We start from the raw sequence: 24,423 nt of genomic DNA on the forward strand, positions 1-24,423 counted from the left end.
CAAAGTGACGGGGCTCGTCAAGAAAATGCTGGTTTTGTACGATTTTTCGTTCACAGTGATGAGTTCTACTCTGGACAAGGGGGATCGTATACGATATTTCGTGCAAAATGACTCGGTCCCGTCAAGAATATGGTGGTTTTGTACGATTTTTCGTTCACAGTGATGAGTTCTACTCAGGATTAGGGTGATCACATGCGATTTTTCGTTCAAAGTGATGGGGCTCGTCAAGAAAATACCAGGAGAGATTGTAAGATATTTCGTACAAGCCACGAATATATCATTGATCGACAGCCCGTGCCGCAGTACCCTTACAATCACACTCATATGCAGGCATCATGCTCTCGCCCAGGTCAGCCCTGCTGCATCACATGCCATATTTCCGCGAATGACCCTAGAGGCTTCGTCCAAAGTGCTCCCCGTTGTATACACATCGTCGACAATGAGGACAAAGGGGCGGTGATCTTGGATGACCCGAAGCTCGTTCGCCTGCGCAAAGGAAAAAGCACCGTGAAGGGCATGCAGACGGCTCCTTCTGTTCTTGTAGCTCTGCTTTTCCGTGTGGTGCCGGCGATGAAGCAAAGAACAAACGGGTAGATCCAGGGCTCCACCCAAGTAGGCAGCCAGTAATTCGGATTGGTTAAATCCCCGTTCGGCCTGTCTTTCGCGGCTGAGCGGGATATAAGTCAGTACGACAGACCGCCCGCGGGCGGTTATAAGTTCATCGGCAATCGTACGGGTAACGGGAATCATCATCTCGGCAAACAGAGGCAACAGACGCTCCCTGCCGCGAAATTTATACTGGGCCAGCCATTCTCGCATGAGCGGATCGTAATGAACCGCGCTTCTGTTCCAGGCGAAAGCGCGCTGCGGCTGACGCATACAATCCGGGCAGGCGGCGCCGCGTCCGCAGCGGGCGCAGCGGATTTGGCGTATCCACGGGATAGCCTGCTCGCAGCCTGTGCAGAGCCAGCGCCTCAGCGATGGCGCCTTCGGCCCTGGCCAAAACTTCCACTCTATGGGCTCACGCTCACGCTCCCCGTGGCAGATCAAGCATATCCGTTCACCTTGTTCAGAAAACAACCGCGAGAAAAACGGCTCCAGTTTATTTTCCTGTCGGTGCTCCAGATGCTTCGGGGGATTCAAATGCTTCAAGTGCTTCAAAAGTTCTTTCTGTTCCATGTGCTTCAAAAAGTCACCCCTCTCCTTTGCCGCTACCTAGCAAATAACCCTTGCGCTTCGCCCATCGGTTCATGCGCTTGATTTCCCGGACGGCCTGAATCTGTTCCAGATTGCGGAAGGGGGCGGCAAAGACGACTCGACCAGCCGGATCATCGCTGGATCGCCCGGCCCGTCCGGCCATCTGAACAAGAGAGGTGGCGTCAAACGGCGAGCGATGTGCGTCCAGAATATAGACGTCCGTCCGGGGAACGGTCACGCCCCGCTCCAAGATGGTCGTCGTTACCAGAATCCGAATCTCTCCCCTTCGGAAAGCCTGCACCTTCTCGGCTCTTTTCGCGTCCTGGGCATGCACGCTTTCCACACGATGTTGTGGAAACATGGTCTGCAGCAGGCACGCAGTCGGCTCCGTCTCGGCGATGCGCGGAACAAAGACGAATAGCTGCGCCCCCCGATGCAAGCTTTGCTGCATGGCGTATAGCAAATTGGGCGGGACGCTGTGCTGTAGTGCCACCCGCAGGAAACCATGCGGCAAAAAGCGCTGCAGAATCAGCCATATCATTGGCGGAAAGCCGCGGCATATACGCTTCATCGAACCTTGCCCCCTTCCGAGCAGTCTCTCCAATACAATGGAGGTGCGCACCTGCTTGGAGAGCCTCAGCCATTTCGCCAGCGGCTGTGTTCGCAGGAGCCTTGGGACAGGAAGCGGATGGCGATGATAGCGAACATAGACCAGCGCATGCGGCAGTTTGCCGCGGCGTGCAGCTCGTTTCAATGGCGCAGTAGGCGTGGCTGATAAGAGGATGCGACGGCCGCCGTCGGCCAATGCCCGGCTTGCGGCATAATGCAGCATGGGGTTGTTGTGATAGGGGAACGCATCCAGCTCGTCGATAATGGCCAAGTCAAACGCGCGATCATAACGCAATAGCTGGTGAGTCGTCGCCAGCACGACTTCCCCCGCCACCCAAGTGTCCTCGCTGCCGCCGTACAGCGCGATAACGCGGCACTGAGGAAAAGCGCGCTGCAGGCGCGGCTTGAGTTCCATGACAACATCCCTTCTCGGAGCCGCAACGAGAACCCGCCCTCCTCTTGCCAGCTCATGCTCGATTAACGGGTACACCATTTCCGTCTTTCCAGCGCCTGTCACAGCCCAGATCAGGAAGGAGAGCGGTTCACGACTGTCAGACAGCTTCCGCCCGCTACCCCCCGTCTGCTTAAGAAACTGCAATCCTCGTTCAACCGCATCCTTCTGGGCAGGGCTCAAGCCCCACTTCCGCAAATCGGGCTCAGACCTGATAGAGCCCCGAGACCTGATAGAGCCCCGCTCCGCTTCCGAGCCTTCTTCCAGGTTCATTTGCCTATCGCCGCGCCGCCCGGACGGACTTGCATGGGGACTGCGCACAAGCGGCGAGCATAACCGCACACGCCCAAGCTGCAGGCACTGCTCGCAGTATGGGCATATGTAGCCGCATGCTGCGCACGGCCGCCAATGCATCGCCTCCCCGCCTGTTCCGCAGCGGCTGCAGGACATCTCCCCTTTTGCATGCAGCTGGATGCCAGAAGTCAGTTCCACTTGTCCGGACTCATAGGCAGCTTGCAGCATCCTCCCCCACGCCGCCGTGTACATTTCCCCCTCGCGGATTGCGATCCCGCGGCTCATCAGCCAACGTTCCAACTCTGAAAGGAGCAGAGAACGGCCCTGCAGTGCCGACCAGGAAAAGGATGGCGGGGCGGATGCCACAGGCGATAGGGCCTCATGGACCGCCGGTTCTGATCGGATGATGCGCAGCCGCAGCCGCGACGCGCCTGCTGGTTCACGAAGCAGCAGGATGCCTCGGCTCCCCCACATGCGCAAATCCGTATCCAGCTGATCCAGCCACCAGCGCAGCACTTGCCGTACATCCGACCCGGCTTTGATTTGTGCGCTCTGCGAGCCCGCACCATGGTCTCCAACCCACGCCCGGTTCAGGCGCTCCGCCCAATAATGCGCCACTCCGAAGGGCAAGCAGGGCCGCAGCGCGTAATGACGCCACTCGGCCTCCTCCTCTTGCCCGCCTCTGCCTGCGCCTGCCAATACGACTTGCCAACGCACCTTGTCCACGCATTCACCCACCATCCACACCTTCGCTTGCAGTTCCGCCCGCATCAAGCTCCCCCCTTATCCAAATTAAATGCCTCCCCATCCCATTCCACCCTGATCTCATCATTCGTAAGAGGCCAGCCAATCCGGCACGCAAAAAAACACACCTATCCCGGTATTTCTACCTGAAACAGGTGTGCTTCACACTGTTTGATCCTCTATTCCATATTCCTGCTTCTTATATCCTTGCGTTCTACTTGATATACACGCCGCCGAACGGCAGCAGCTCTCGCAGCACCCGGCGCAGCCAGCTTTCATTGCGCAATTCCTGCTGCAGCAGCATGTCTGCCGAGCCAGATTGAAGCAGAACAGGTCCATGCCCGGTCATCTCAAACTGCACATTCATGTGCTGGCTCGCCAACGAATTCCCGTATACAGAAAGCTTGACGGATGCCCGTTCCGGATACGCGACCAGCGCCCCCGCATCGACAAACAACGGCTTCTCGGGGTCCAGTTGGAGCGTCACCAGCGTTCCGGTTGTAATCACACCGAGCATCCCGGGACCGCTAAAGCGCATGCGGGTGAATTTGCGGGTAATCCAGGCATTGCGAAGCGTCTGGATTCGCGTCTTCATCCCCAGCCCGTCAGTATGAAACAACACGTGCCGGAAATCAAAGAGCAGATCGCTGTCCGGCGGGATATCGATCGTTTCCAGCGAGCATCCTTCCGGCAAACCGAGTACCAGCTCGCCCGCACCGCTGATGCGAGAGCAAACAAATCGCTTCTTCCGGTATATGCCGGCCATATTCATGATTCGGTCTTCCCGATTTGTCGGTTTGCCCTGAAAGGCCAGAATCGCACGCGGATGGTATACCTGGATCGATTCTTCCGCATCCAAGCTGATCTGGACATGGCCGACGGGCATTGGGGATACGACGTTCATGGAGCGGATTTTCCTTTCTCCTGCAGATGCTGCCTCCGCCAAACCATGATCCGCCAGATGCGAACCGAGGCAAAATAACCAAGAACCAGGATCGCGGCGGTCACCCCCGTCACGATCAGCCTGCGCATCAAGCTCTCCCGCTTTTCCCGCTCCTCGCGCATCGCATCAAGCTCGGCAGCGAGCGAGTCATTTCGGTTGGCCAACGTCGCATTGCGTTCCGCAAGCTCCGCATTCTGCTCGCGGTACTTTTCATTTTCCCGCATGAGCTCCTCCTGCTTCGCCGCGTACTGCTCCGCCTGCTTGCGCGCCTCAGCCAGATCCTTTGCCTGATTCAGCAGCAATTCCTGCTGCTCAAGAATCAACCCGCGTGTCTCCTCGTACTTTTCCTGCAGTTCCTCCACTTTCACCGGGGCGTCATAGATATCTTTGATGCGATCTATCATACTTGCCTGTACAGCCGAAGTTGCAGGGTACATATATACAGTGACAGCGACTAGCAAGATTGTGATGACCCTGATGCTTGTCCGATCCATGACGCCCCTCCCCCATTCCTTCATACTTCCATCTTAGCATGGGCTCGTCCATTAGCAAAGCCTTCCGTTGTACGACAAAACACCCCGAAGCAGGACCAGCGCCTGATTGCGGGGTGTGCTTCACCCGGTATCCTGAGCGTTGTGCGGAAAGCGCTTCATCAATCGGCAGCACCTGCTTCCTTCATTGAAGAAAGGAGAGCGAAGCCAGGTCCTCCCGGCGATTCAAATTGAGTACCAGACAAGTCCGTTCAGCCAGCAGCCTTTCATATTCGTCATAGTCGCCCGCTGTTTGCAGTCGATTCAGACGAACCCAGCCTTCGTCCTCCATTTTGGCCGCCATCTCCATCGTCTGATCTGCCGAACCTTGATCGATCAGCGTGATATCGACTGATTTGCCGTGCAGCCAATGAAACCAGCGCAATGTCCGAACGATCCATTCCAGCTGCTGCTCATTGTCGCGGCATACGAGGACAAAATGCGCCGTTTCCTTTCCGCTTGCTGCATAGCCGGCATAAATCACATGCACCGCCAGTATGCTAAGGCCATATATACTGAGGATCAGGAGCATTCCTTCCACCATTGGGCTTACCTCCTTTACCACACTATATGCGGCAAGGAAGTACGATGTTCTTGCAGGAGCAAGGTCAGCCTACTCCGAGTTTATCCGAATGCTCAGAGCTCCACCCATCCCGACTTAATCGCGCTTATCACGGCCTGGGTACGATCCTCAACGTTCATTTTTTGCAGGATGCTGCTGACGTGATTTTTGACCGTCTTCTCGCTTATGTACAAACTTTCGCCGATCAGCTTATTGCTCTTGCCCTCTGTCATCAGGCGAAGCACTTCGCACTCCCTCTTCGTCAACGGATTCTCCTTCAGCGTCTCGCTGTCCGCGCCAAAGCCCCGCATGATCGTCTCGCCAGTAGCCGCCACGCCCGTATCGTTCAAATACGTCATGCGCCGCAGCTGGTTAATGAGCTTGCCCGTTACCTTCGGATGAATGTAGGCGTATCCCTGGACTACCGAACGCACTGCATTCAGCAGCTCGAACGCCTCCATATCCTTCAGCAAATAACCGGATGCCCCCTTGCGCAGTGTCTCGAACACATAGCTCTCATCGTCATGAATCGATAGAATGACAACCTTGACATCCGGCGCTATCATGCGGATCTTCTCCGTTGCCACAACTCCATTTTCTACAGGCATATTGATATCCATCAGGATGACATCCGGATGGCACTCATTGCACAGCTCGATCACATGAATGCCGTCGCCGCATTCGCCGACAACTTCCATATCGGATTCCATATTGATAATCCGCTTCAACCCTTCCCGAAATAAGGAATGGTCATCCGCAATTAAGATGCGGATCGTATTAGAATGCTCCATTATTCGGGTCACTCCCTTCCTTTTCATCATTGACAGGCACGCTCATCATCAGTTTCGTACCCGCATTGGAATCAGACTGAATATCGAACACTCCTTCCAGAAGCTCCACGCGTTCCTTCATGCCGACCAAGCCGAAGCTCCCCTCCGGCACCTTGGCCTGCACCAAGTCTACGTTGAAGCCCTTCCCGTTATCATGAACCAGTATCTTCACCCAGCTAGGTTCATACGCCAATTCCACAAATACATAGGTTGCGCCTGAGTGCTTCAAAATATTGGAGAAGGCCTCTTGCACGAACCGGTAGATCGCTACTTCCATCGGCGAAGGGAGACGCGCTTCCTTGCCCACAACTTCGAAACTGGTGCGAATATGATGCTTCTCTTCAAAATCCTGGGCAAATTTGCGCAAGGTCGGGACCAGTCCCAGGTCATCCAAAGCCATCGGCCGCAAGTTGAAGATCATCTTGCGCACTTCCTCCAGCCCCAGCCTGACCTGCGCCTTCAAATCCGCTACTTCCTCGCGGACGACATCGTACTCTCCCTTATCCATGAGGCGCTCGGCGATTTCCGAACGCAGGATGAGATTCGCCAGCGACTGCGCCAAGCCGTCATGGATTTCCCTGGCGATCCGCTTGCGCTCCTCCTCCTGCGCCAGAATAATCTTCAATCCGATCATTTGACGGTTCTTAGCCGATTCCAAAATGCGCGTAACCTGATCCAGATTGCCTGACAAGTATTCCAGCACGACATTCATTTGCGAAACTACAACTTCCGCGCGTTCAATGGTGCGCTCTACATTGCGGATTCGCTTCTGCAGGTCGTCCCTTCTATACTTCAAGTTCACTTCCTTCTCCCGGAAAACGATCAACTCGCCTTGAATTTGGGTGGCTGTCTCATAGGCACTCTTGATATCCTGTTCATTGTACCGCTTGAAATCCCGGCTGACCTCCGTCAAGCGAACACGCGCCTGACGAAAGTCTACCTCCAGCTTGTCCACCTTCCCGATGACGGACGCGATTTCATCCAGAACCTGCTGCAGCTCCTTATTCAAGGATGTCTGCTCGTTTCGAGCGCTTTCGGATATTTCGTAAATCTGATATTTGCTGTCATCCATGACTTCCAGGGCCTTCTCCAGCACCTGGTCGATCGCATCAGGTTTTTTTCGCGCCAATTGCCTTCTCCCCAATGTTCGTTTTGCTTCTTGACGGGTCTATTTACAAATGATGTATACCTTTTATAGTACCATATTCCCCGGAGGTTTGAAGTGCATTTCCAGACCTATTTTACTGCAGAATAATCGATTTTTCGTCATTATTCCACTGTACATCCCAGCCAAAGGCCTCAGAAATCAAGCGCAGTGGTACAAGCGTACGACCGCCAACGATTGTAGGAGGGACTAAGGTCGTAGTTCTTGAGCCATTCATTACTATGCCCTGCTGATCGACCCATAATTCGACCAACCGATCCTCCTTCAATACCGTCACCCGCTTCTCATCATTGTCCCAGAAAACGAGCCCGCCCAATGCGTCGGAAACGAAGCGAATCGGTACCATAGTCGTCTCTTTCATGATGATCGGGGCTTGATCCAGCTGACGAACTTCATTATCCAACGTCATGGTCTTCTTGTTCACGGCAAGCTTCAATGTCGGCTTCCGATCCTGTTCCAGCTCTCTTTTGTACAAGAACGAAATGTCATCAATAGCGATGGCTCCCTGCGCCTCGCGCTCATCTTGCCCTTCCTCGGGGCTTGTCACGTAAATGCGCTTAAGCTTAATCGGATACGCCAAATTGTATTCGGTGAGATCCACGTTCAGCGACTTCCAGCCCCTCCAATTCATATTGCGGGTAATATCGACGCGATGCAAGTCTCCCTTGCCATCCAGCACTTCTGCACGCACCCAGTTCAGACTGTTGTCCCCGTTCACGCGAACCTTCATTTGCAGCGGCTCGCCCTCGACTGACAAGCCCTGATCCTGATTGAAGACGGCGTATGCCGCTTTTGTTCCTCTGCCTTCGGTGAAATCGTACTCCAGAATAAGCGCCCGATTCTGAGCCTCACCCGCAAAGCCGCTGTCTACACGAACGCTGCCCGTGACATCTGCCGGGTAAGAGGTGAACCCGATCGGGAGCGCATCCTGCTCGAAATCGGTGAAGAGCTGCTCTCGTCCTGTAGGGGCATGAACCAGCGTGCTGAATCCGTCAAAGCGCGCAACCAATTGGCCTGAAGCAGCGTCTCCCACGTTCTGAACGGTCAACCGGTTGCCTTCAAAGCTGCCGGTAAAGCCGTAGAACTGCCAGTCGATCAATTCTGCCGGCACTGTGCGCTGATGACCGTTCTGCAGCGTGGCCACTACCGGCAAGGTGTATGCCGCGCCGGATGTAAGCATCATTTCGGGCGCATCCACGCGAAGCGACTGCACCTGATCGCTTCCGACTATATTGATCGTCTTGCTTTGGGTAGCCTGTCCGGAGGTGGCCTTCAGCGTAGCTGTCCCGGCACGTCCTGCCCGGAACACATTGCCCTCAAAGCTGCCGTTATCCGCCGTCCATTTCGCTTCAAATTCACTCATATCCATCGGATTGTAGTATTGATCATAGGCGTTAAGCGAATAATCTGCACGTTCGCCGACAAACAGCAAATCCGCCCCGCGAATGAGGAAACCGGCAACGTTGCCCTTCGGCGCTGTCGTGTACACCCCTACACTATTGACAACCTGCCTCTGGACGCCGAATTCGGTTTCGTTCGTCAATACTACGTTAAATTCGCCTAATGGCCGGCTGACCATCTGTGTCGATCCGCCGCCGTCCAGATTGACAGCTTTCCAAACGCCCAGCGAAACGAGCAAATTGCGCAGCTCAGACAGGCTGATGCCGTCGCTGTTCTTGCTTGCCTCGGCTGTCACCAGATAAACATACCTGCGGTCTTCCGAAAACCCTATGGCCGTGCGGGAACGATGGCCTCCAATGCTGCTCACATCCCGCGTCCATTCCGCCGGCTTCCCGTTATCCACAAGCAGCGTATGGCCGCCGATCAGCATCTGAAAGTCCGATACATTCGTCAGATTGTTCGGGTTGCCCGGCGTCAATGTATAATCGATCTGGACAGGATCGCCCACCTGCAGATTGCTGGTAACGAAATCTGCTGCCCTGCCCGCTGCCCGCAAGATATATCCGCCCTCCGGCACGGTCATGTCCAGTGCCTGTCCGGCGCTGATTTGAGACACTCTGCCGGCTTCGATGAGCACTTCTGTCGGTGTGGTCGAACCGTCGTTGCCGCGGGATTTCGAAGACCACATATCCGTATACAAATGAATCGCATGCGCATGGGTATGCTGCAAATTATCGCCGCTCCCGAACCAGGAATACGTCTGGTTGATGCCTGCCAAGGAATAAGAGGCGCCGCTTGCGGCCGTTACTTTCCCGTCAAACTTGTACGTGTCGATAATCGGCTTATTGTCCTTGGTGATCCCAAAGGTATACATGCCATTCAGATGATTGCTTGGAGACGAGACGACAGTTCCGCTCGTGATCTGCGGTCCTATCGGCGTGAATTCTGCCGCTGTGTTGAAATAGTCGCCATTCACTCCCGCTACGGCTCCGCTGTGCCTTGCCTGATTGAGCACCGTATCGCGGCTCGCTGTCTTGCCGTCCTTCCCGCTCATGACGTCGAGCTTCACATGCGGGTTTTGCAGATCTACTACGATCGCCTGCACTTCCGTTCTAACTGCCTTGTTCCCGCGCTGGAACTGCCATACATATTCGCGCAGCTTGGCGCCTGCGGTAATGTTCTCCTCGCGCACTAGCACCGGCTTCTGCTGGGAGGCCGTGCCCAAGGTTGCGGCTGCGGCCGTCCGGACCGGATCTGCATCGAAGAGTGCCGACATTGGCCCGGACACCGGCTGCGTCACCAGCAGGCCGGCGAGCGTTGCCGAACACAAGGCCTTCCACGGCATGGACGAGAGAAGCCCTGGTTGCTTCGTACCCGCGCCCGTTGCCGGAGAATTGCGCTGACTGCGTCTGAAAAACTTGGCTGTTTGCTTGCTTTTCATCCCTTTACGTTTCCCCTCTCAACCTATCATTCTTTTTTTATGCATGCGGAGCTGGACATGTTGAACGACAGAAGGGAAGCGAAGGCAGCCGAATGGTCGGATCTTTCTGCCTGTTACGCCCTGTCTCGTTCGTTCATTCCTATAGCATCTATTTCTATCTGTATTGAATATAGACTCCTTTTGATAGGCAAAGGTTGCACTATTTGAGGCGAAAAATTGTGGGAAATGCAGACTTGGCCCAGCTTGCGCACATATCGCTTCCCTGTGAAGGAGAAACTATTGCAGACTAACACGCACCAGACAGAAAGGACAGGATGGCATGAGCTCGAAAGAGTATTTCAATGAGACCACCAACACCTTTGCCGGGATCACCACCCCTCGCGAGCGCGAGGATCATGCAGCGACCGATCCCCTTAACGAAATCGTCGAAAAGACAATGGATACTATTCAGCAAGCCTTCACGGGCGGGAACAACGAAGATCGTCCGACTAAAGCTGCAAGCGGTACTGACGGACGCAACGAACAGCACGAACCAACCGTCGCGCCAGGTATGAACACGCATGATCAACTGGAGCAGAAGGCGACCAAGCGCGATGTCGAGCAGCATGACACCACCTCAGTTACCCGCCTCTATCTGGATCGCACACCCGAAGATTAAGGCTAGCTCGGACGAGGGCCGCGGAATACTCACGCATCCCATCTTGCCAGATTCTTAGCCGCGGTTCTCACCTGCACCGCAAAAAACCCGCCGATCCTCGGACATGTCCAAGAATCGGCGGGTTTGGCTTTTTACTGTATATGGGTGAATGGGTTGGGATGCTCCTGCACGGCTTGCTGTCTGCTTATTGCGCTTCCGCCTTTAGCAGCTCCGCCTTGTCGGTGCGCTCCCAAGGCACGTCCAGGTCATTGCGGCCAAAGTGTCCATACGCCGCTGTCTGCTTGTAAATCGGACGGCGCAGGTCAAGCATCTGGATAATTCCTGCCGGGCGCAGATCAAAGTGCTTGCGGATCAGTTCTACAAGCTTGTCCTCGCCAACCTTGCCTGTCCCATATGTATCCACGCTAATGGATACCGGCTGCGCTACCCCAATGGCGTAAGCAAGCTGGATTTCGCACTTTTCAGCCAAGCCTGCAGCTACGATGTTCTTCGCCACATAACGGGCTGCATATGCCGCGGAACGGTCTACCTTCGTCGGATCCTTTCCGGAGAAGGCGCCGCCGCCATGGCGTGCATAGCCGCCGTACGTATCGACAATGATCTTGCGGCCAGTAAGTCCGGCATCGCCTTGCGGTCCGCCAATGACAAAACGGCCTGTCGGATTGATGAAATATTTCGTCTCGTCATCGAGCAAATCCGCCGGTACGACCGGATTGATAACCTGTTCCTTAATGTCGCGGGTAATGGTCTCCAGCGTGATATCCTCATGGTGCTGAGTCGAGATAACGATCGTATCCACACGAACCGGCTTGTCATGCTCATCATATTCGATGGTCACCTGTGTCTTGCCGTCCGGACGCAAGTAATCGAGCGTGCCGTCCTTGCGAACCTCTGCCAAGCGGCGAGACAAGCGATGTGCCAGCGCAATCGGGAGCGGCATCAATTCAGGCGTCTCATTGACGGCAAAACCAAACATCAAGCCCTGGTCTCCTGCACCGATATTCGCTGTTTCCTGCGAGGTGTCGCCTTCGCGGGACTCGAGCGCCGCGTTGACGCCAGCAGCAATGTCCGCAGACTGCTCATTCAGAGATGTCAAAACTGCGCAAGTATTGGAGTCAAATCCGTATTTCGCGCGGGTGTATCCGATATCGCGAATCGTCTCGCGGACAATCTTCGGAATATCGACATAATCCGCCTTGCTCGAAATTTCGCCTATGACCAGTACCAGACCCGTTGCCACAGACACTTCACAGGCTACGCGGGCATGGGGATCTACCTTCAAGAACGCGTCCAAAACCGCGTCAGAAATCTGATCGCAAATTTTGTCCGGATGGCCTTCCGTAACCGATTCCGACGTAAAAAGACGACGTGTGCGCTGCAAAGCCATGAACCCTAACCTCCTATACCAAACAAAAAATGAACCTTTTCCGCCATGGAAAAGGTTGTCACATGCATCTTCAACTCATAATGTTACTGTATTTATCGAGGAAAGTCAATGAATGCCTAATCGGCGCGAATGGTACGATTGCCTGATGGAAATGATAAGAGAAAGCGAAAGCTGGCTGCCGCTTGCTTGACGATTAAGGAGATTCGTTAGCTTGGCATTGCAGAATGTACGCTTAGCCGTTCAACAGCGTCTCTTCCGCACGCCGAACCAAGCGAGCCGTAATGGTCCCTCCTACAAAGCCTGCATCTCTGCTGGCGATATGCCCCCAGTAATCCTCCTTCATTTGACCCTGAGGGATGGCGCCAAGTTCGGTAGCAAATTCAGTGTCTGCGCCAGTAGCGCCTACAGCATATGGTCCTACCGGCAGTCCGATCTCGGCTGCGATCTCATACTTTAGCTGGTCGATAGCCGCATGGCTTTCCGGTACGACCTTGGGACGTCCAGATTGACCTCTGCCCATGGGTGTCACCTCCTCACGTTCAAGTGTAAGAATAGTGTGCCACCCTGACCGCGTCCCAACCGCATAAGAAGTTAGCAGCACATCGAGATGCTGCCAATACGGGCAATTTCATGCAGCGGCAGCGGAGAAGCTATTTCATAGCCACCAATACCAGACAGCCCCAATCAACGCAGCCCATAACAATGCCCCCAAACAAACGCCCCATATCATACCTCGCACTACGCCTAGCGGATCTTCCTTATCGGATTCCTGGAACACGGTCATCCCTCCCTGTACGATATTCCTATGTACAAGGTTGCCAATTCGGCGATGGGATAAACCTGCGATTACACGGGAACACCAACAGGTAGGGTTGTGGTTTTGGCTAATATGCAAAAAAAACCGTGAACAGCGGTGCAGCTGTTCACGGATTTTCGATGATCAACTTAGCGTTGCAGCCTTATTATGCTTGTGCTAAGTACGAATTGCCCTGCAATTATTCCACGGTATTGCCGTTCGCGTCCACCTTCAAGTATCCGCCGCGAACCATCATGATTACCGATACTTGCTCGCGGTCATTATGCTTCAAGCCACGACCTTCCCGCGGGTTGATCAACAGGTGATTGAGCTCAACGGAACTGCCCGGCTTCACATCCACACCGGATGTGACGTCCGGAATGCCGTCAACCGTACTGCTGACGACTTGCGTCTTCCCCACCCGAACGATCATCTCCGTACCCGCTCCGGCATACAGGGTTTGTCCCGGCGCCAGCGTCACCACCTCCAGCTCTGCTGAACCGCCGCCGCCTGCCGTTCCTCCCAGCTTCCCGATCTCTTCCTTGACCAATTGTCCCAATTTCTCGTCGACATAACTCTTGGAAACCAGCGGATCATTCGCCGAGCCCGGCTGATTCGGATTGATTACGCTGTCCGCCCAGGTTACCGCGTAGGAGCCCCCCCAAATACCACCTGCTAGCAATGCTGCCGCAAACAAGATGCGCATCCACTTCTGCTTCAAGCCACTTCTCCTCCTATGCATGCATACTGCCTTCTGCATTACTATACGTGCCGCACAAAGCTTTCACTTTCGACTTCTTTTCTTATGATAGCTTACTAGATTAAACGTCTGCAAGGGGAGAAAGTTGTGGGAGAAGAGGATAATTTCCACTTGACTCATGCGCTCTTCTCTTGCAAACCGGCAATGGTACTTCTAATCTTATTTCCGAGAACATATATAATAATCCCCACAATCGCACCCACACTATCTATCCCGACATCACGGACTTCTGGGCCACGACCAGGGACAAAGCTTTGATGCCACTCATCGGAAATTGCATAAGTAACACAAAGCAACATAGAATACACAATACTCTTTGACCAAGAAACTCCGCTTCTTCGCATCGCCTGCATCGTCAGAATCCCCAGAATAAGGTATGAAATGAAATGTGCATTCTTACGAACTATATGGTTAAGTCTAGCGGTATTAAACATTGCATTTGGATTAATCTGTTCCACAGTATACGCAATATTTATCGTTATTGTGGAGCTCAGTCGTTTCGATTCCTCTTGCGCTTGTGAAGATAAATAGAAAATGACCGCCATCCATACGATGACGGCCAGCCATGATAAAAATCTATATATCCTTCTATTGCTAATTTTCATCTAGATTAACCTCAGGTCTCCCTATGGAGTGATAAATAAATCCTGCCTCGCGCACCTGCCTCAATGGAAAGCAGTTTCTACCGTCCACGATTATAGGTGCAGCCATTAGTTTCTTTACCTTCCCAAGATCAAGCTTTTTGACTTGGTCCCATTCCGTTAGAATCAACGCCGCATCTGCGTTCAGTAAGCATTCCTCGACATCACTTGTATAGGTAACCCGTTCGCCAAAATGCACCTTTGCCTCGGAAATCGCAATCGGATCATAGCATCGTAATTGCGCCTCCTTGCGTAGTAAAGCGGGGACAATTTGCAAAGACGGCGCATCCCGCATATCATTCGTATTCGGTTTGAAGGCCAATCCTAGGACCGCGATCGTCCGTCCCTTCAAATCCCCAAGTACCTGCATCAGCTTATCTACTACTACAAGCTTCTGGGCATCGTTAGCAGCGATTACAGATTTCAATAATTTGAAATCGTAACCCACTGATTCGGCCAAATGTACAAGCGCATGCGTATCCTTCGGAAAGCACGAGCCCCCATAGCCAATACCTGCTTGCAGAAACCGACTGCCGATACGCGAATCCATACCTATCCCTTTTGCCACTTCTGTTACATCCGCACCAACTTGTTCGCAGATATTGGCAATTGCATTGATATATGAGATTTTTGTGGCTAGAAAGCAATTTGCCGCATACTTGATCATTTCTGCACTTTCCAAATCTGTAATCATGATCTCCGTATTAAAGGGTTGATGCAATTCAGCGATGATCTGAGCAGCTCTATCACTCGTAGCCCCTATAACAGCTCTCTCCATATTCATACAATCAGCAAGGGCAGATCCTTCTCGCAGGAATTCTGGATTCGAAACAACATCAAATTCTAGAGATGGATCACCCAAATGTTCTCGAATCAATCGTTCGACCATCCGGCCTGTTCCAACTGGAACAGTGCTTTTATTGACTATGACTTTGTAGCCATTCATGTTTTCACCAATCGTCTTTGCGACAGATGTCACATATCGTAAATCGGCTCCACCAGTTATCGTCATTGGTGTTCCCACCGCAATGTATATGATATCTGCTTCCTGTATTGCTACTGGAATATCTGTGGAGAAAGAAAGCCTTCCCGCCTTAATATTGCGTTGTACAACCTCTTCCAATCCCGGTTCATAGATGGGGACTACGCCTTTTTTCAGCATATCGATTTTCATGCTGTCGATATCACAGCATACAACTCGATTGCCTATATCTGAAAAACATGTTCCAGAAACAAGCCCTACATAACCTGTGCCGATTACAGCTATGTTTCGCAATCTCCATCTCTCCGATCAGTCTGGAAATCGAATTATTTTTGTGCAACCTACATCGAACCTTGATTTTTTATAAAGCCTAACAGTACAAAGCATCTGCTGATTTATTAATACTTTTTCATTCCACTATTTAATATTGATTCCAAATGGTAAATAATTTTTTCCTGATCTTCAGTCCTCATATTAGATCCAGATGGTAGACACAAACCACGTGCAAACAATATATCTGAGATGCTTTCGTGTTCTTTATGCGGGTAATAAAGACATTTTTCAAAAAGAGGTTGACGATGTAAAGGTTTCCATACAGGCCGAGACTCAATATTAGCGGCTTCTAGCTCATTAATAATTTCCGATGGAGTTACTGCAATCAACTGTGGATCTAAAGTCACTACAGTCAGCCATCTTGTTGATCTTCCAAATGTCGCCTCCGGCATAAAAGATATACCTTTAAACTTAGATAATCTCTCTAAATAAACTTGACTTACTTCTCTTCTTGCACGAACGCGTTCCTCTAATACACGCAGTTGTCCTCTACCAATCCCCGCCAGCACATTACTCATACGATAATTATAGCCGCACTCAATATGTTGGTAATGTTTGGCTGGTTCACGAGCCTGAGTTGCCCAAAAACGTGCTTTATCTAACGCGTCAAGATCATTTGAAATCAGCGCTCCGCCACCTGATGTTGTTATAATTTTATTACCATTAAAAGAATAGATTCCAAAATATCCAATTGACCCGCTCTTTCGACTTTTGTATGTCGCCCCTAACGATTCCGCGGCATCTTCAATGACTGGAACATTATAGTAGTTGCATAGTTCCATGATGGGGTCTAGATCCGCACTCTGCCCGTATAGATTAACAACAATAACAGCTTTAGGAAACTTTCCAGAAAGTTGAGCGTCATGGAAAGCTTTTTCCAGTGCTTTAGGAGACATATTCCAACTTTCGGGCTCGGAATCAATAAATATTGGTGTAGCACCTTGATACAGGATGGGATTAGCACTTGCTACAAAAGTGAGTGATGAGCAAAAGACCAAGTCTCCTTGCTGAACCCCTAGTAGTTTTAATGCCAAATGAATTGCAGCAGTACCGGATGAAAGCACTACCGCTCCAGCTACCCCTGCATATTCTGCCAGTTCGTATTCAAATGCATCCACATTAGGGCCTAAAGGAGCAATCCAATTAGTGGAGAATGCCTCCTCCACAAAAACACGTTCATACTCCCCGATGTGTGGTGAAGATAAAAAGATTCTATTTGATGTCAAATTGATGGTCTCCCCTCTCAGAAAATACGGTTCGCTTCACAACGGCTACCGTTCCTTCATTTTTTTTACAAGCGCCCATTTACAGTTAAACGAAGATCAACACATGTTCTATATAAGGTGACCTGAACAAAACGGTATAAAATCAAGCGTCTCCAAGCTTATATTTAAAGATGATATTTAGCATTATTGTTAAAAATACCATGTAAAATATTGACTCTAAATTATAACTCCCATAAAACCCGACATTAGTAATGAATAGGCAGAGTTGTGAAAAGTTGATGGATATTAAGTTTATCAACATTTTTTCTTTCAGAGAAATGTCCTTAATACTTTTGTAGATACTTAGTGCTTTGAAAATAATATAACTAAATAACAACATATAGATTGTAAAACCAATAAAGCCGTATGATAAAATAATTGTTAATACAAAGTTATGCGGATTCCAATGGTCTTGGTTGGAACCAAGAACTTCTCCCCAACCTCGCATTCCATGCCCTACATAAGGTTTTTCTAATATAAGTTCGATTGACTGCCCCCATATAGAAAATCTCCCCGATGAGATCTTGTCTAATTCCAAAAACTCAATTTCTTTAATGTGATCAATCATAACTAAAGACATTAAAATGATAATGAGGGGGATGAATATGATAATTACAATGATTTTCAACTTAGTTGAACTCTTCTTTTTGTATTGTGATAAAAGAATATTTGTTAGCACGAAAACTATATATCCCATTATTGCCGCTCGCACACCGGAAATCAGAAGTATGAGAAGTGAAATAAGCGCATAAACTAAGTAACTTTTATTTTTGTATATATAGAACATTACAGTCCAAATTACTGTAGAATAAAATATAATGTAGCCGTCAATATTAATATTATATAACAACTCGTTTAACAATAACTTATTACTATTACTCAATAAGTTTACTCCAAATGTGATATGGCTAAAATTTAAGACCAAAAAAATAATTGCGAATAATAAAAATACAAACCCTACCTTTTTCAAAATAACAATATTTCTACTCAAGTCGTCATTTAAACTGGGCAGTGTAACGATAAATAAAATTAGATATACCCAGTGCACTAAATCGAACACTACAGTGTTACCGTTATTACTCAAACCAGTTATTATAAGCCACAGTAGGTACATCAACAAAAGAGAGAAGATAATTAAATTATATTTATATCTCATTTTAAGATGAATAATTGAAATTAGAATGAAAACAATTACATTTAATGTTATTGCAATAAGTAATCCATTATAACTCTTATAGATTGTCTCAATTGAAAGAAATAACGATATTAAAGTTATATAGACAACTAGTTTTTCATATAACTTATCCGTTGTTACACGGTTCATATCCCTCCCTCCTTACATTAAGTTGTCTTTCTCCGTATCCATTTAATCAGACTTCTTATTTCTAAAAGAATAATTAAGAATATGAATACGGATATTGATTTAGCAGTGACAAATGATAGAGAAATCAGTTTTTCGAATATCGATAGATCAATTGCAAATGAATAGTTACTTGCAATGTAATTCCGCACTATCAGATATGAAAGTACAGTTGCGATTATTACCCTTAAAAATGTCACTAAGCTAGCGAATATTAGTTTCTTACTTTCTTCATTCTCCTTAATTAAGAATGTAAAATAGAATAGCACGCCTATAAAAAAACTCAAAGATGTTGCCAATGCAATTCCATTCGGACCCATATTTTTGGATAACATCACATTTAATATAATATTACTACTGATAATAACAATTCCAACAATTACTGCCTGCCAAGATTTATGGTTCGCATATGCATAACGAGTAAACTTCTCAATAATTGCATATCCAAGAAATCCAAGCGCATACCACTTTAGTACTTCACCAGTTAGTCTAACTGCACTACTATCAAATAATCCCCTTTCGAATAAAGTGCTAATAATCTCATTCGAGAATAATAAAACAATAAATGTCAGTGGTAACGATATAAACGTCAGCAACTTACTGCTTATTAGAAATGTATTAAGCTGTTCAACTGTGTCATTTTTAAGTTCAGATAATTTAGGGAATATAACATTAGCAATAGATATTATTATTATACTGTGCATTAATGTTATCACTTTACCAGAATAAACTATAGCAGCGACACTCCCTCCTTCCATTCCAGTTGCAAAAAATCTGTCCAAATAAGTGTTAATCAAAAATACCGAGCTACTTATCATAGTAGGGGCAATCACTTTAATATTCTCTGTTAGATAATCACTAACCGTAGCCTTGGGCCTAAATTTGTACCCGTATTTAATTGCGAAAAAATAAGTCACAACAAACTTTGCAACATATGACAATAAAGTTACGACCATAAACATTGTGATATTTTGGTCGTTTCCATATACAATCAAATAATATATACATACCAGATTTAAAGGTATACTACTTATAGCTGTTATATAATAGAATTTCTTTGCTAACAAGAATCCTAAAAAAATTGCTTCTATAATAGAAAAAATAGCAATTGGGAATCCTATTTTGCATAATCTTAATAGTAAACTGTAATTTATTGAATTTGTATTACCCATAAGCAGTGATAAAATATCATCGATAAATAAATAAAACGCCATACTCAATATAAATACGAAAGCCAGTCCTACAAAAACCAATTGATTGATATGGTTGTTAATATATTCAATGTTGTATTTCTTTAGTATCTTATTGTATATTGGAACAATCGAATCCTGAATGGATTGTGACATTAAAATTGGCACTACTGTTATGAACGTTAAAGCTGTAAAATATAAATCAATATGTTCCGATATACCAAACTTCATAGCTGTCAGAATATCCCGAACAAATCCTAATAATCTAATAAACAAACTAAAACATATCACTAGAACTGACGTTTTTATGATATTCATATTTCCGCCTTTCAATCACGGCCATTTTCTAGGAGTTTCTAGCGCTCCAAACTGTTCTCATCACATAATCTGTATATGAAATTATAATCCTTACGACTTTTTCTGAGACATTTGGTATATTATAATCGGAAACTATTCTTAAGGGTTGATTATTATAATTCTCAAGTAACTTCAACCCCTGTAAGATACGATCTTTCCCCAAACCTACCATCATCACTGAAGTTTCTTCCATTGCCTCTGGTCTTTCATGAGCCTCTCTAATATTGAGTGCTTTCAGTCCCAATATTGATGCTTCTTCGCTTATAGTACCACTATCACTTAGTACTGCTTTTGCACTCTTTTGGAGTTTAATGTAGTCAATAAACCCTAGTGGTTTTACTGTTTGAATTAGAGGGCTTAATTCACTCTTTCTTGATTCTAACATATTTCTTGTTCTAGGGTGTGTACTGAAAATAATTGGTAAACAATATTTGTTGGCAATAGTATTAAGACTATCTATTAAAGCCGTAAAGTTTCCTTCCATATTAATGTTTTCTTCTCTATGTGCGGAAACAACAAAATATTCATCCTCATTCAGATTAAGATTTCTGAGAATATTTGATTTGTCAATTTCACCTTTTTTGGAACCCAACACCTCAAACATTGGACTTCCTGTTTTGATCACTCTATCTGCAGGCAAACCTTCGCGTAGTAAATATTCTCTAGCAATATCACTATAGGTAAGGTTGATATCAGCAATATGATCTACAATTTTTCTGTTTGTTTCTTCTGGTACCCGCTGATCGAAACACCTATTTCCTGCTTCCATGTGGAATATCGGTATTTTTTTCTTTTTCGCAGCAATAGCACATAAGCAGCTATTTGTATCTCCTAGTACCAGAAATGCATCAGGTTTTACCTGATCCAAAATTTTATCTATTCTTATCAAAACATTACCTATTGTTTCGACTGCAGAACCTGTTGCAGCATCCAAGAAATGATCTGGTTTACTTAAATTAAAGTCCTTAAAAAATACTTCGTTTAACTCATAGTCATAGTTTTGGCCAGTATGCACAAGGGTATGTTCAATAACATCAGATTGTTCTAGTTTACGAATCACACATGAAAGTCTAATAATTTCAGGACGAGTACCTACTACAGTCATTACCTTTAATTTTTTCATCACTACACCTCCGAAAAGTACGTATCTGATTTTTCCGGATCAAACTCCTCATTCGCCCACATAATAGTAACCATATCACTTTCTCCTATATTTTCGATATTATGCGTATAACCCGGTGGAATATCAACCACTTCGAGTTCATCACCATTTACGTAGTATTCAATAATTTCAGTTGACCCTATCTGTCTAAAACGTATGACACCCTCCCCTTTTACAACCAAAAACTTTTCAACCTTTGTATGATGCCAATGGTTCCCTTTAGTAATTCCTGGTCCGGAAATATTCACCGATACCTGTCCTCTGTCTGGGGTTTTAAGAAACTCAGTAAACGATCCACGATCGTCTTTATTCATCTTCAATTTATAGCTCAGCTTATCTGTTGGCAAATAGCTTAGATAAGTACTGTATAACTGTTTTTCAAAGCTATTCGATACTTTTGGAACATATCGATTTTGGCGAGATTCCTTAAAAAATCGAATTAAATCTAGAATTTGACCAAGAGTTGCTTGATGAACACTGGGTATTTCGTAGTATTTTCCAGAAAAATTCCCTTTACCATGTAGTGCTCGAATAAACTCATGAATTACGTCGTCGATGTATACTAAATTTAACGTTGTTAAAGGATCACTCACCTTAACTTCGAGTTCTCGAGCAATATTATAACAAAATGTTGCCACTACACTATTGTAATTAGGTTTACACCATTTTCCAAACACGTTCGGGAGGCGATACACCAACACTCTCGCACCTGTTTCTTCCCCATACTGAAAAAGCAAGTTTTCACTTGCCTTTTTACTTATCCCATAAGAATTATTCAACTGAGCCTGAATTGATGAAGACATAAGAATTGGACATGTGTTTCCATATTTTTCCAGTCTATTCAATAATTCTAAAGTAAATTCAAAATTACCTTTCATATAATCGGACTCATCTTCGGGCCTATTCACCCCTGCTAAATGAAAGACAAAATCGACTTCTTGGCAGTATACGTCTAGAATTTGTGTCTCTGATTCCCTGTTATACTCATATATTTCAAATTGCCTCATAGATTTTAAATGCGCCAATAAGTTTCTCCCAATAAACCCCTTCGCCCCTGTTACTAACACTTTCATTATTTTCTCCAACCTCTCAGTTCCGCTTGAACATAATCTAGCATTAACAATTTCTCTTTAATCTCTTCAATAGAAAGCCTTCTAGTATTGTGAGAATTGTATTCCTCTACCGTTGACAGTTTTTGGTCGCCTTCAATGAAATATTTGTCATAGTTTAAGTCTCTTTGGTCTGCTGGAATCCGATAAAAATCACCCATGTCCACAGCCACGACTTTTTCCTCTTTCGTGAGTAACGTTTCATACTGTTTCTCACCATGTCGAGTTCCAATAATCTTAATATCATTATCTATTTGAAACAGATCTTTAATCGCTTGAGCCAAGTCTCCGATAGTTGAAGCTGGCGATTTCTGCACCATGATATCCCCTGCTTGGGCGTGTTCGAAGGCAAAAACCACCAATTCAACCGCTTCCTCCAAACTCATCAAAAATCTTGTCATATTAGGATTAGTCACCGTAAGGGCTTGTCCACTTTTAATCTGTTCAATAAATAGTGGTATAACTGATCCGCGCGAGGCCATCACATTTCCATATCTTGTCCCACATATCACGGTCCTTTCAAACGGAACAGTTTTTGATTTGGCTACAAACACTTTTTCCATCATTGCCTTAGATATTCCCATTGCATTAATAGGATACGCAGCTTTATCAGTAGATAAGCATATAACTTTTTTTACTTCACATTCAATGGCAGCATTAAGTACATTGTCTGTACCAAGAATATTAGTTTTCACTGCTTCCAGTGGAAAAAACTCACACGAAGGAACTTGTTTTAATGCAGCAGCATGAAAAATATAATCAACATTATACATAGCATTTTTCACACTACCAATATCCCTTATGTCTCCTATATAGAACTTTAGCTTATCGCTCTTATATTGCTTACGCATATCATCTTGTTTTTTTTCATCCCTAGAAAAAATTCTGATCTCTTTAACTTCTGATTCCAAGAACCTTCTCATTACGGCATGCCCAAATGATCCGGTCCCCCCTGTTATTAGTAGAGTCTTGTTTTTAAGCACCGCTAACACCCTTTCTATTTAAAATGGCGAATGATTACATCATAGGTATGTTTAGACGTGTAGTTATTTTCCAAGTATACCCTTGCATTATTCCCCATATCTTCTCTGACTTTATCATCTATAAGTGTCTTTACGTTCTTGTTAAAAGCAAGAATATCCCCACTTTCACACCAAAATCCAAACTTCCCTTCTTCAATCGCTGACCTAAGATCTGTATTAGTGTCTGTTGCAGCTAGTACAGGCATTGAAGCCTGCATATAACCTAGTAATCGGGATGGGAAATTAGGTATTGTAAAGCGTCTGTCTAAAAATATTAGCCCTACATCGCATGATTGAACCAAAAGATTGTATTCTTGTCTAGGCAAGTACTCAATCAATTTTGCATTCGTCGGATTGTTCATATCAAAATATCGTTTAATCTTACTATACTCTGTTCCAGATCCCGCAATAATAAAATAAGCCTTGTCATTGAATTTATTTGAATCCAGGCACTGAATTAAAAAATCTATTCCTTGCGGTTTTCCAAGATTGCCTCCATAAATATACACTACTTTCGTTAATGGAATATTATACTTCAATCGCGCAGCTTTAATGGAAGATTCATCTTTTAATACTTCACTTGGCATTATACTATTAGGGCATACTTCAATTTTATTTGGATTAATATCTGGATTATTGTTTATAATATACTCAACATTTGCTTTTGACATACACCCTATATAATCCGAGATCTGGTATAGTTTTCTTTCTTTAGATCTAAAGTATTTATACAATAAACCATTCTTCCGCATATAATTCAAATCAACCGCATTTTGTGGGAAAATATCCTTCAACAATAAGTATGCTTTTGCCCCATCTCTCTTTTTTACATACTCAACCACTTTTTCAAATGTAATAGGAGGCGTAGAATAAATTACTAAATCGAACCGAATTGAGTTTAAGTGTTTTTTTATTGCCTTGATAAATAATGATTCAATGAGTAAAGTTGATATACCTTTCTCAAAAATATTAGTCTTTGTTAAATTACCCGTCTTCACCCTCAAAATGTGAATACCCTCTTCGATTCTGTAATCTGTTGCTTTATTCTCTTTTCTTTCGGTCGGGTTTACGATATACACCCGGTGATGACGGTCTCTGAATTGTTTAAGCAGATCCGTATAAATTCCTTGTTCTCTAATGCTAGTGATCTTACCAATTGTCAGAAACAATACATTCATAATTTCACCCTATAGTATAAAATAAATAACCCTTTTAAACCAATTATCATTTATTT

The 24,423-nt window shown here is 46.5% G+C and carries 21 protein-coding genes; 1 reads left to right on the forward strand and 20 read right to left on the reverse strand.

The window, feature by feature from the left end; translation table 11 throughout:
- Window positions 1-333: 333 nt before the first annotated feature.
- From XYCOK13_RS20080 to XYCOK13_RS20115, 8 genes are all read right to left on the reverse strand, one after another.
- Window positions 334-1,188, reverse strand: coding sequence for a ComF family protein (locus tag XYCOK13_RS20080; RefSeq protein WP_213414034.1), 855 nt, complete (start codon window positions 1,186-1,188; stop codon window positions 334-336).
- Between the two features lie 4 nt (window positions 1,189-1,192).
- A complete protein-coding gene (locus XYCOK13_RS20085) occupies window positions 1,193-3,322 on the reverse strand; it encodes an ATP-dependent helicase ComFA (RefSeq protein WP_213414035.1) in 2,130 nt (709 codons plus the stop codon).
- Between the two features lie 187 nt (window positions 3,323-3,509).
- Window positions 3,510-4,199 (reverse strand): AIM24 family protein, encoded by a 690-nt coding sequence (locus XYCOK13_RS20090; protein WP_213414036.1) that lies wholly within the window; start codon window positions 4,197-4,199, stop codon window positions 3,510-3,512.
- A complete protein-coding gene (locus tag XYCOK13_RS20095) occupies window positions 4,196-4,732 on the reverse strand; it encodes a hypothetical protein (protein WP_213414037.1) in 537 nt (178 codons plus the stop codon). The genes XYCOK13_RS20090 and XYCOK13_RS20095 overlap by 4 nt, the downstream gene beginning before the upstream one ends.
- A 181-nt stretch (window positions 4,733-4,913) precedes the next feature.
- Window positions 4,914-5,312, reverse strand: coding sequence for a hypothetical protein (locus XYCOK13_RS20100; RefSeq protein WP_213414038.1), 399 nt, complete (start codon window positions 5,310-5,312; stop codon window positions 4,914-4,916).
- A gap of 92 nt (window positions 5,313-5,404) precedes the next feature.
- On the reverse strand, window positions 5,405-6,121 hold the full coding sequence (locus XYCOK13_RS20105; RefSeq protein WP_213414039.1) for a response regulator: 717 nt from the start codon (window positions 6,119-6,121) through the stop codon (window positions 5,405-5,407).
- Complete coding sequence (locus XYCOK13_RS20110; protein ID WP_280520922.1) at window positions 6,108-7,289, reverse strand: sensor histidine kinase; 1,182 nt, start codon at window positions 7,287-7,289, stop codon at window positions 6,108-6,110. Before XYCOK13_RS20110 ends, XYCOK13_RS20105 begins: the two co-directional genes overlap by 14 nt.
- A 112-nt stretch (window positions 7,290-7,401) precedes the next feature.
- The gene (locus tag XYCOK13_RS20115) at window positions 7,402-10,167 is read right to left on the reverse strand and encodes a stalk domain-containing protein (RefSeq protein ID WP_213414040.1); all 2,766 of its coding nucleotides are present in this window, start codon (window positions 10,165-10,167) and stop codon (window positions 7,402-7,404) included.
- A 319-nt stretch (window positions 10,168-10,486) separates the two neighbouring features.
- Between XYCOK13_RS20115 and XYCOK13_RS20120 the strand changes: the two genes are divergently transcribed.
- Complete coding sequence (locus tag XYCOK13_RS20120; protein WP_213414063.1) at window positions 10,487-10,825, forward strand: hypothetical protein; 339 nt, start codon at window positions 10,487-10,489, stop codon at window positions 10,823-10,825.
- Between the two features lie 184 nt (window positions 10,826-11,009).
- Here XYCOK13_RS20120 and metK read toward each other — a convergent pair whose 3' ends face one another.
- The 12 genes from metK to XYCOK13_RS20180 form a co-directional block, all read right to left on the reverse strand.
- Window positions 11,010-12,212 (reverse strand): methionine adenosyltransferase, encoded by a 1,203-nt coding sequence (gene metK / locus XYCOK13_RS20125; protein ID WP_213414041.1) that lies wholly within the window; start codon window positions 12,210-12,212, stop codon window positions 11,010-11,012.
- Window positions 12,213-12,444: 232 nt separating this feature from the next.
- Entirely contained in the window at window positions 12,445-12,732 is a 288-nt protein-coding gene (locus XYCOK13_RS20130) for an alpha/beta-type small acid-soluble spore protein (protein ID WP_213414042.1), read from the reverse strand.
- Window positions 12,733-13,207: 475 nt separating this feature from the next.
- The gene (locus XYCOK13_RS20135) at window positions 13,208-13,729 is read right to left on the reverse strand and encodes a hypothetical protein (RefSeq protein ID WP_244865284.1); all 522 of its coding nucleotides are present in this window, start codon (window positions 13,727-13,729) and stop codon (window positions 13,208-13,210) included.
- A 155-nt stretch (window positions 13,730-13,884) separates the two neighbouring features.
- On the reverse strand, window positions 13,885-14,373 hold the full coding sequence (locus tag XYCOK13_RS20140; RefSeq protein WP_213414043.1) for a VanZ family protein: 489 nt from the start codon (window positions 14,371-14,373) through the stop codon (window positions 13,885-13,887).
- Complete coding sequence (gene tuaD / locus XYCOK13_RS20145) at window positions 14,363-15,685, reverse strand: UDP-glucose 6-dehydrogenase TuaD (RefSeq protein WP_213414044.1); 1,323 nt, start codon at window positions 15,683-15,685, stop codon at window positions 14,363-14,365. The genes XYCOK13_RS20140 and tuaD overlap by 11 nt, the downstream gene beginning before the upstream one ends.
- 104 nt (window positions 15,686-15,789) lie before the next feature.
- Complete coding sequence (locus XYCOK13_RS20150) at window positions 15,790-16,950, reverse strand: DegT/DnrJ/EryC1/StrS family aminotransferase (RefSeq protein ID WP_244865285.1); 1,161 nt, start codon at window positions 16,948-16,950, stop codon at window positions 15,790-15,792.
- Window positions 16,951-17,092: 142 nt separating this feature from the next.
- Window positions 17,093-18,313, reverse strand: coding sequence for an O-antigen ligase family protein (locus tag XYCOK13_RS20155; protein ID WP_213414045.1), 1,221 nt, complete (start codon window positions 18,311-18,313; stop codon window positions 17,093-17,095).
- A gap of 17 nt (window positions 18,314-18,330) precedes the next feature.
- Window positions 18,331-19,857, reverse strand: a complete 1,527-nt coding sequence (locus XYCOK13_RS20160) for a lipid II flippase MurJ (protein ID WP_213414046.1) — start codon at window positions 19,855-19,857, stop codon at window positions 18,331-18,333.
- A 28-nt stretch (window positions 19,858-19,885) separates the two neighbouring features.
- Window positions 19,886-21,019 carry a non-hydrolyzing UDP-N-acetylglucosamine 2-epimerase gene (wecB, locus tag XYCOK13_RS20165; protein WP_213414047.1) on the reverse strand — a complete coding sequence of 378 codons (1,134 nt, stop codon included), beginning with the start codon at window positions 21,017-21,019 and terminating at the stop codon, window positions 19,886-19,888.
- A 2-nt stretch (window positions 21,020-21,021) separates the two neighbouring features.
- Window positions 21,022-22,131: a capsular polysaccharide biosynthesis protein CapF gene (locus tag XYCOK13_RS20170; protein WP_213414048.1), complete on the reverse strand. Its 1,110-nt coding sequence runs from the start codon at window positions 22,129-22,131 to the stop codon at window positions 21,022-21,024.
- Entirely contained in the window at window positions 22,131-23,150 is a 1,020-nt protein-coding gene (locus XYCOK13_RS20175) for a polysaccharide biosynthesis protein (RefSeq protein WP_213414049.1), read from the reverse strand. Before XYCOK13_RS20175 ends, XYCOK13_RS20170 begins: the two co-directional genes overlap by 1 nt.
- 14 nt (window positions 23,151-23,164) lie before the next feature.
- Window positions 23,165-24,367, reverse strand: a complete 1,203-nt coding sequence (locus XYCOK13_RS20180; protein WP_213414050.1) for a glycosyltransferase family 4 protein — start codon at window positions 24,365-24,367, stop codon at window positions 23,165-23,167.
- Window positions 24,368-24,423: the final 56 nt, after the last annotated feature.

The organism is Xylanibacillus composti, from assembly GCF_018403685.1.
Taxonomy (GTDB): Bacteria; Bacillota; Bacilli; order Paenibacillales; family K13; genus Xylanibacillus; species Xylanibacillus composti.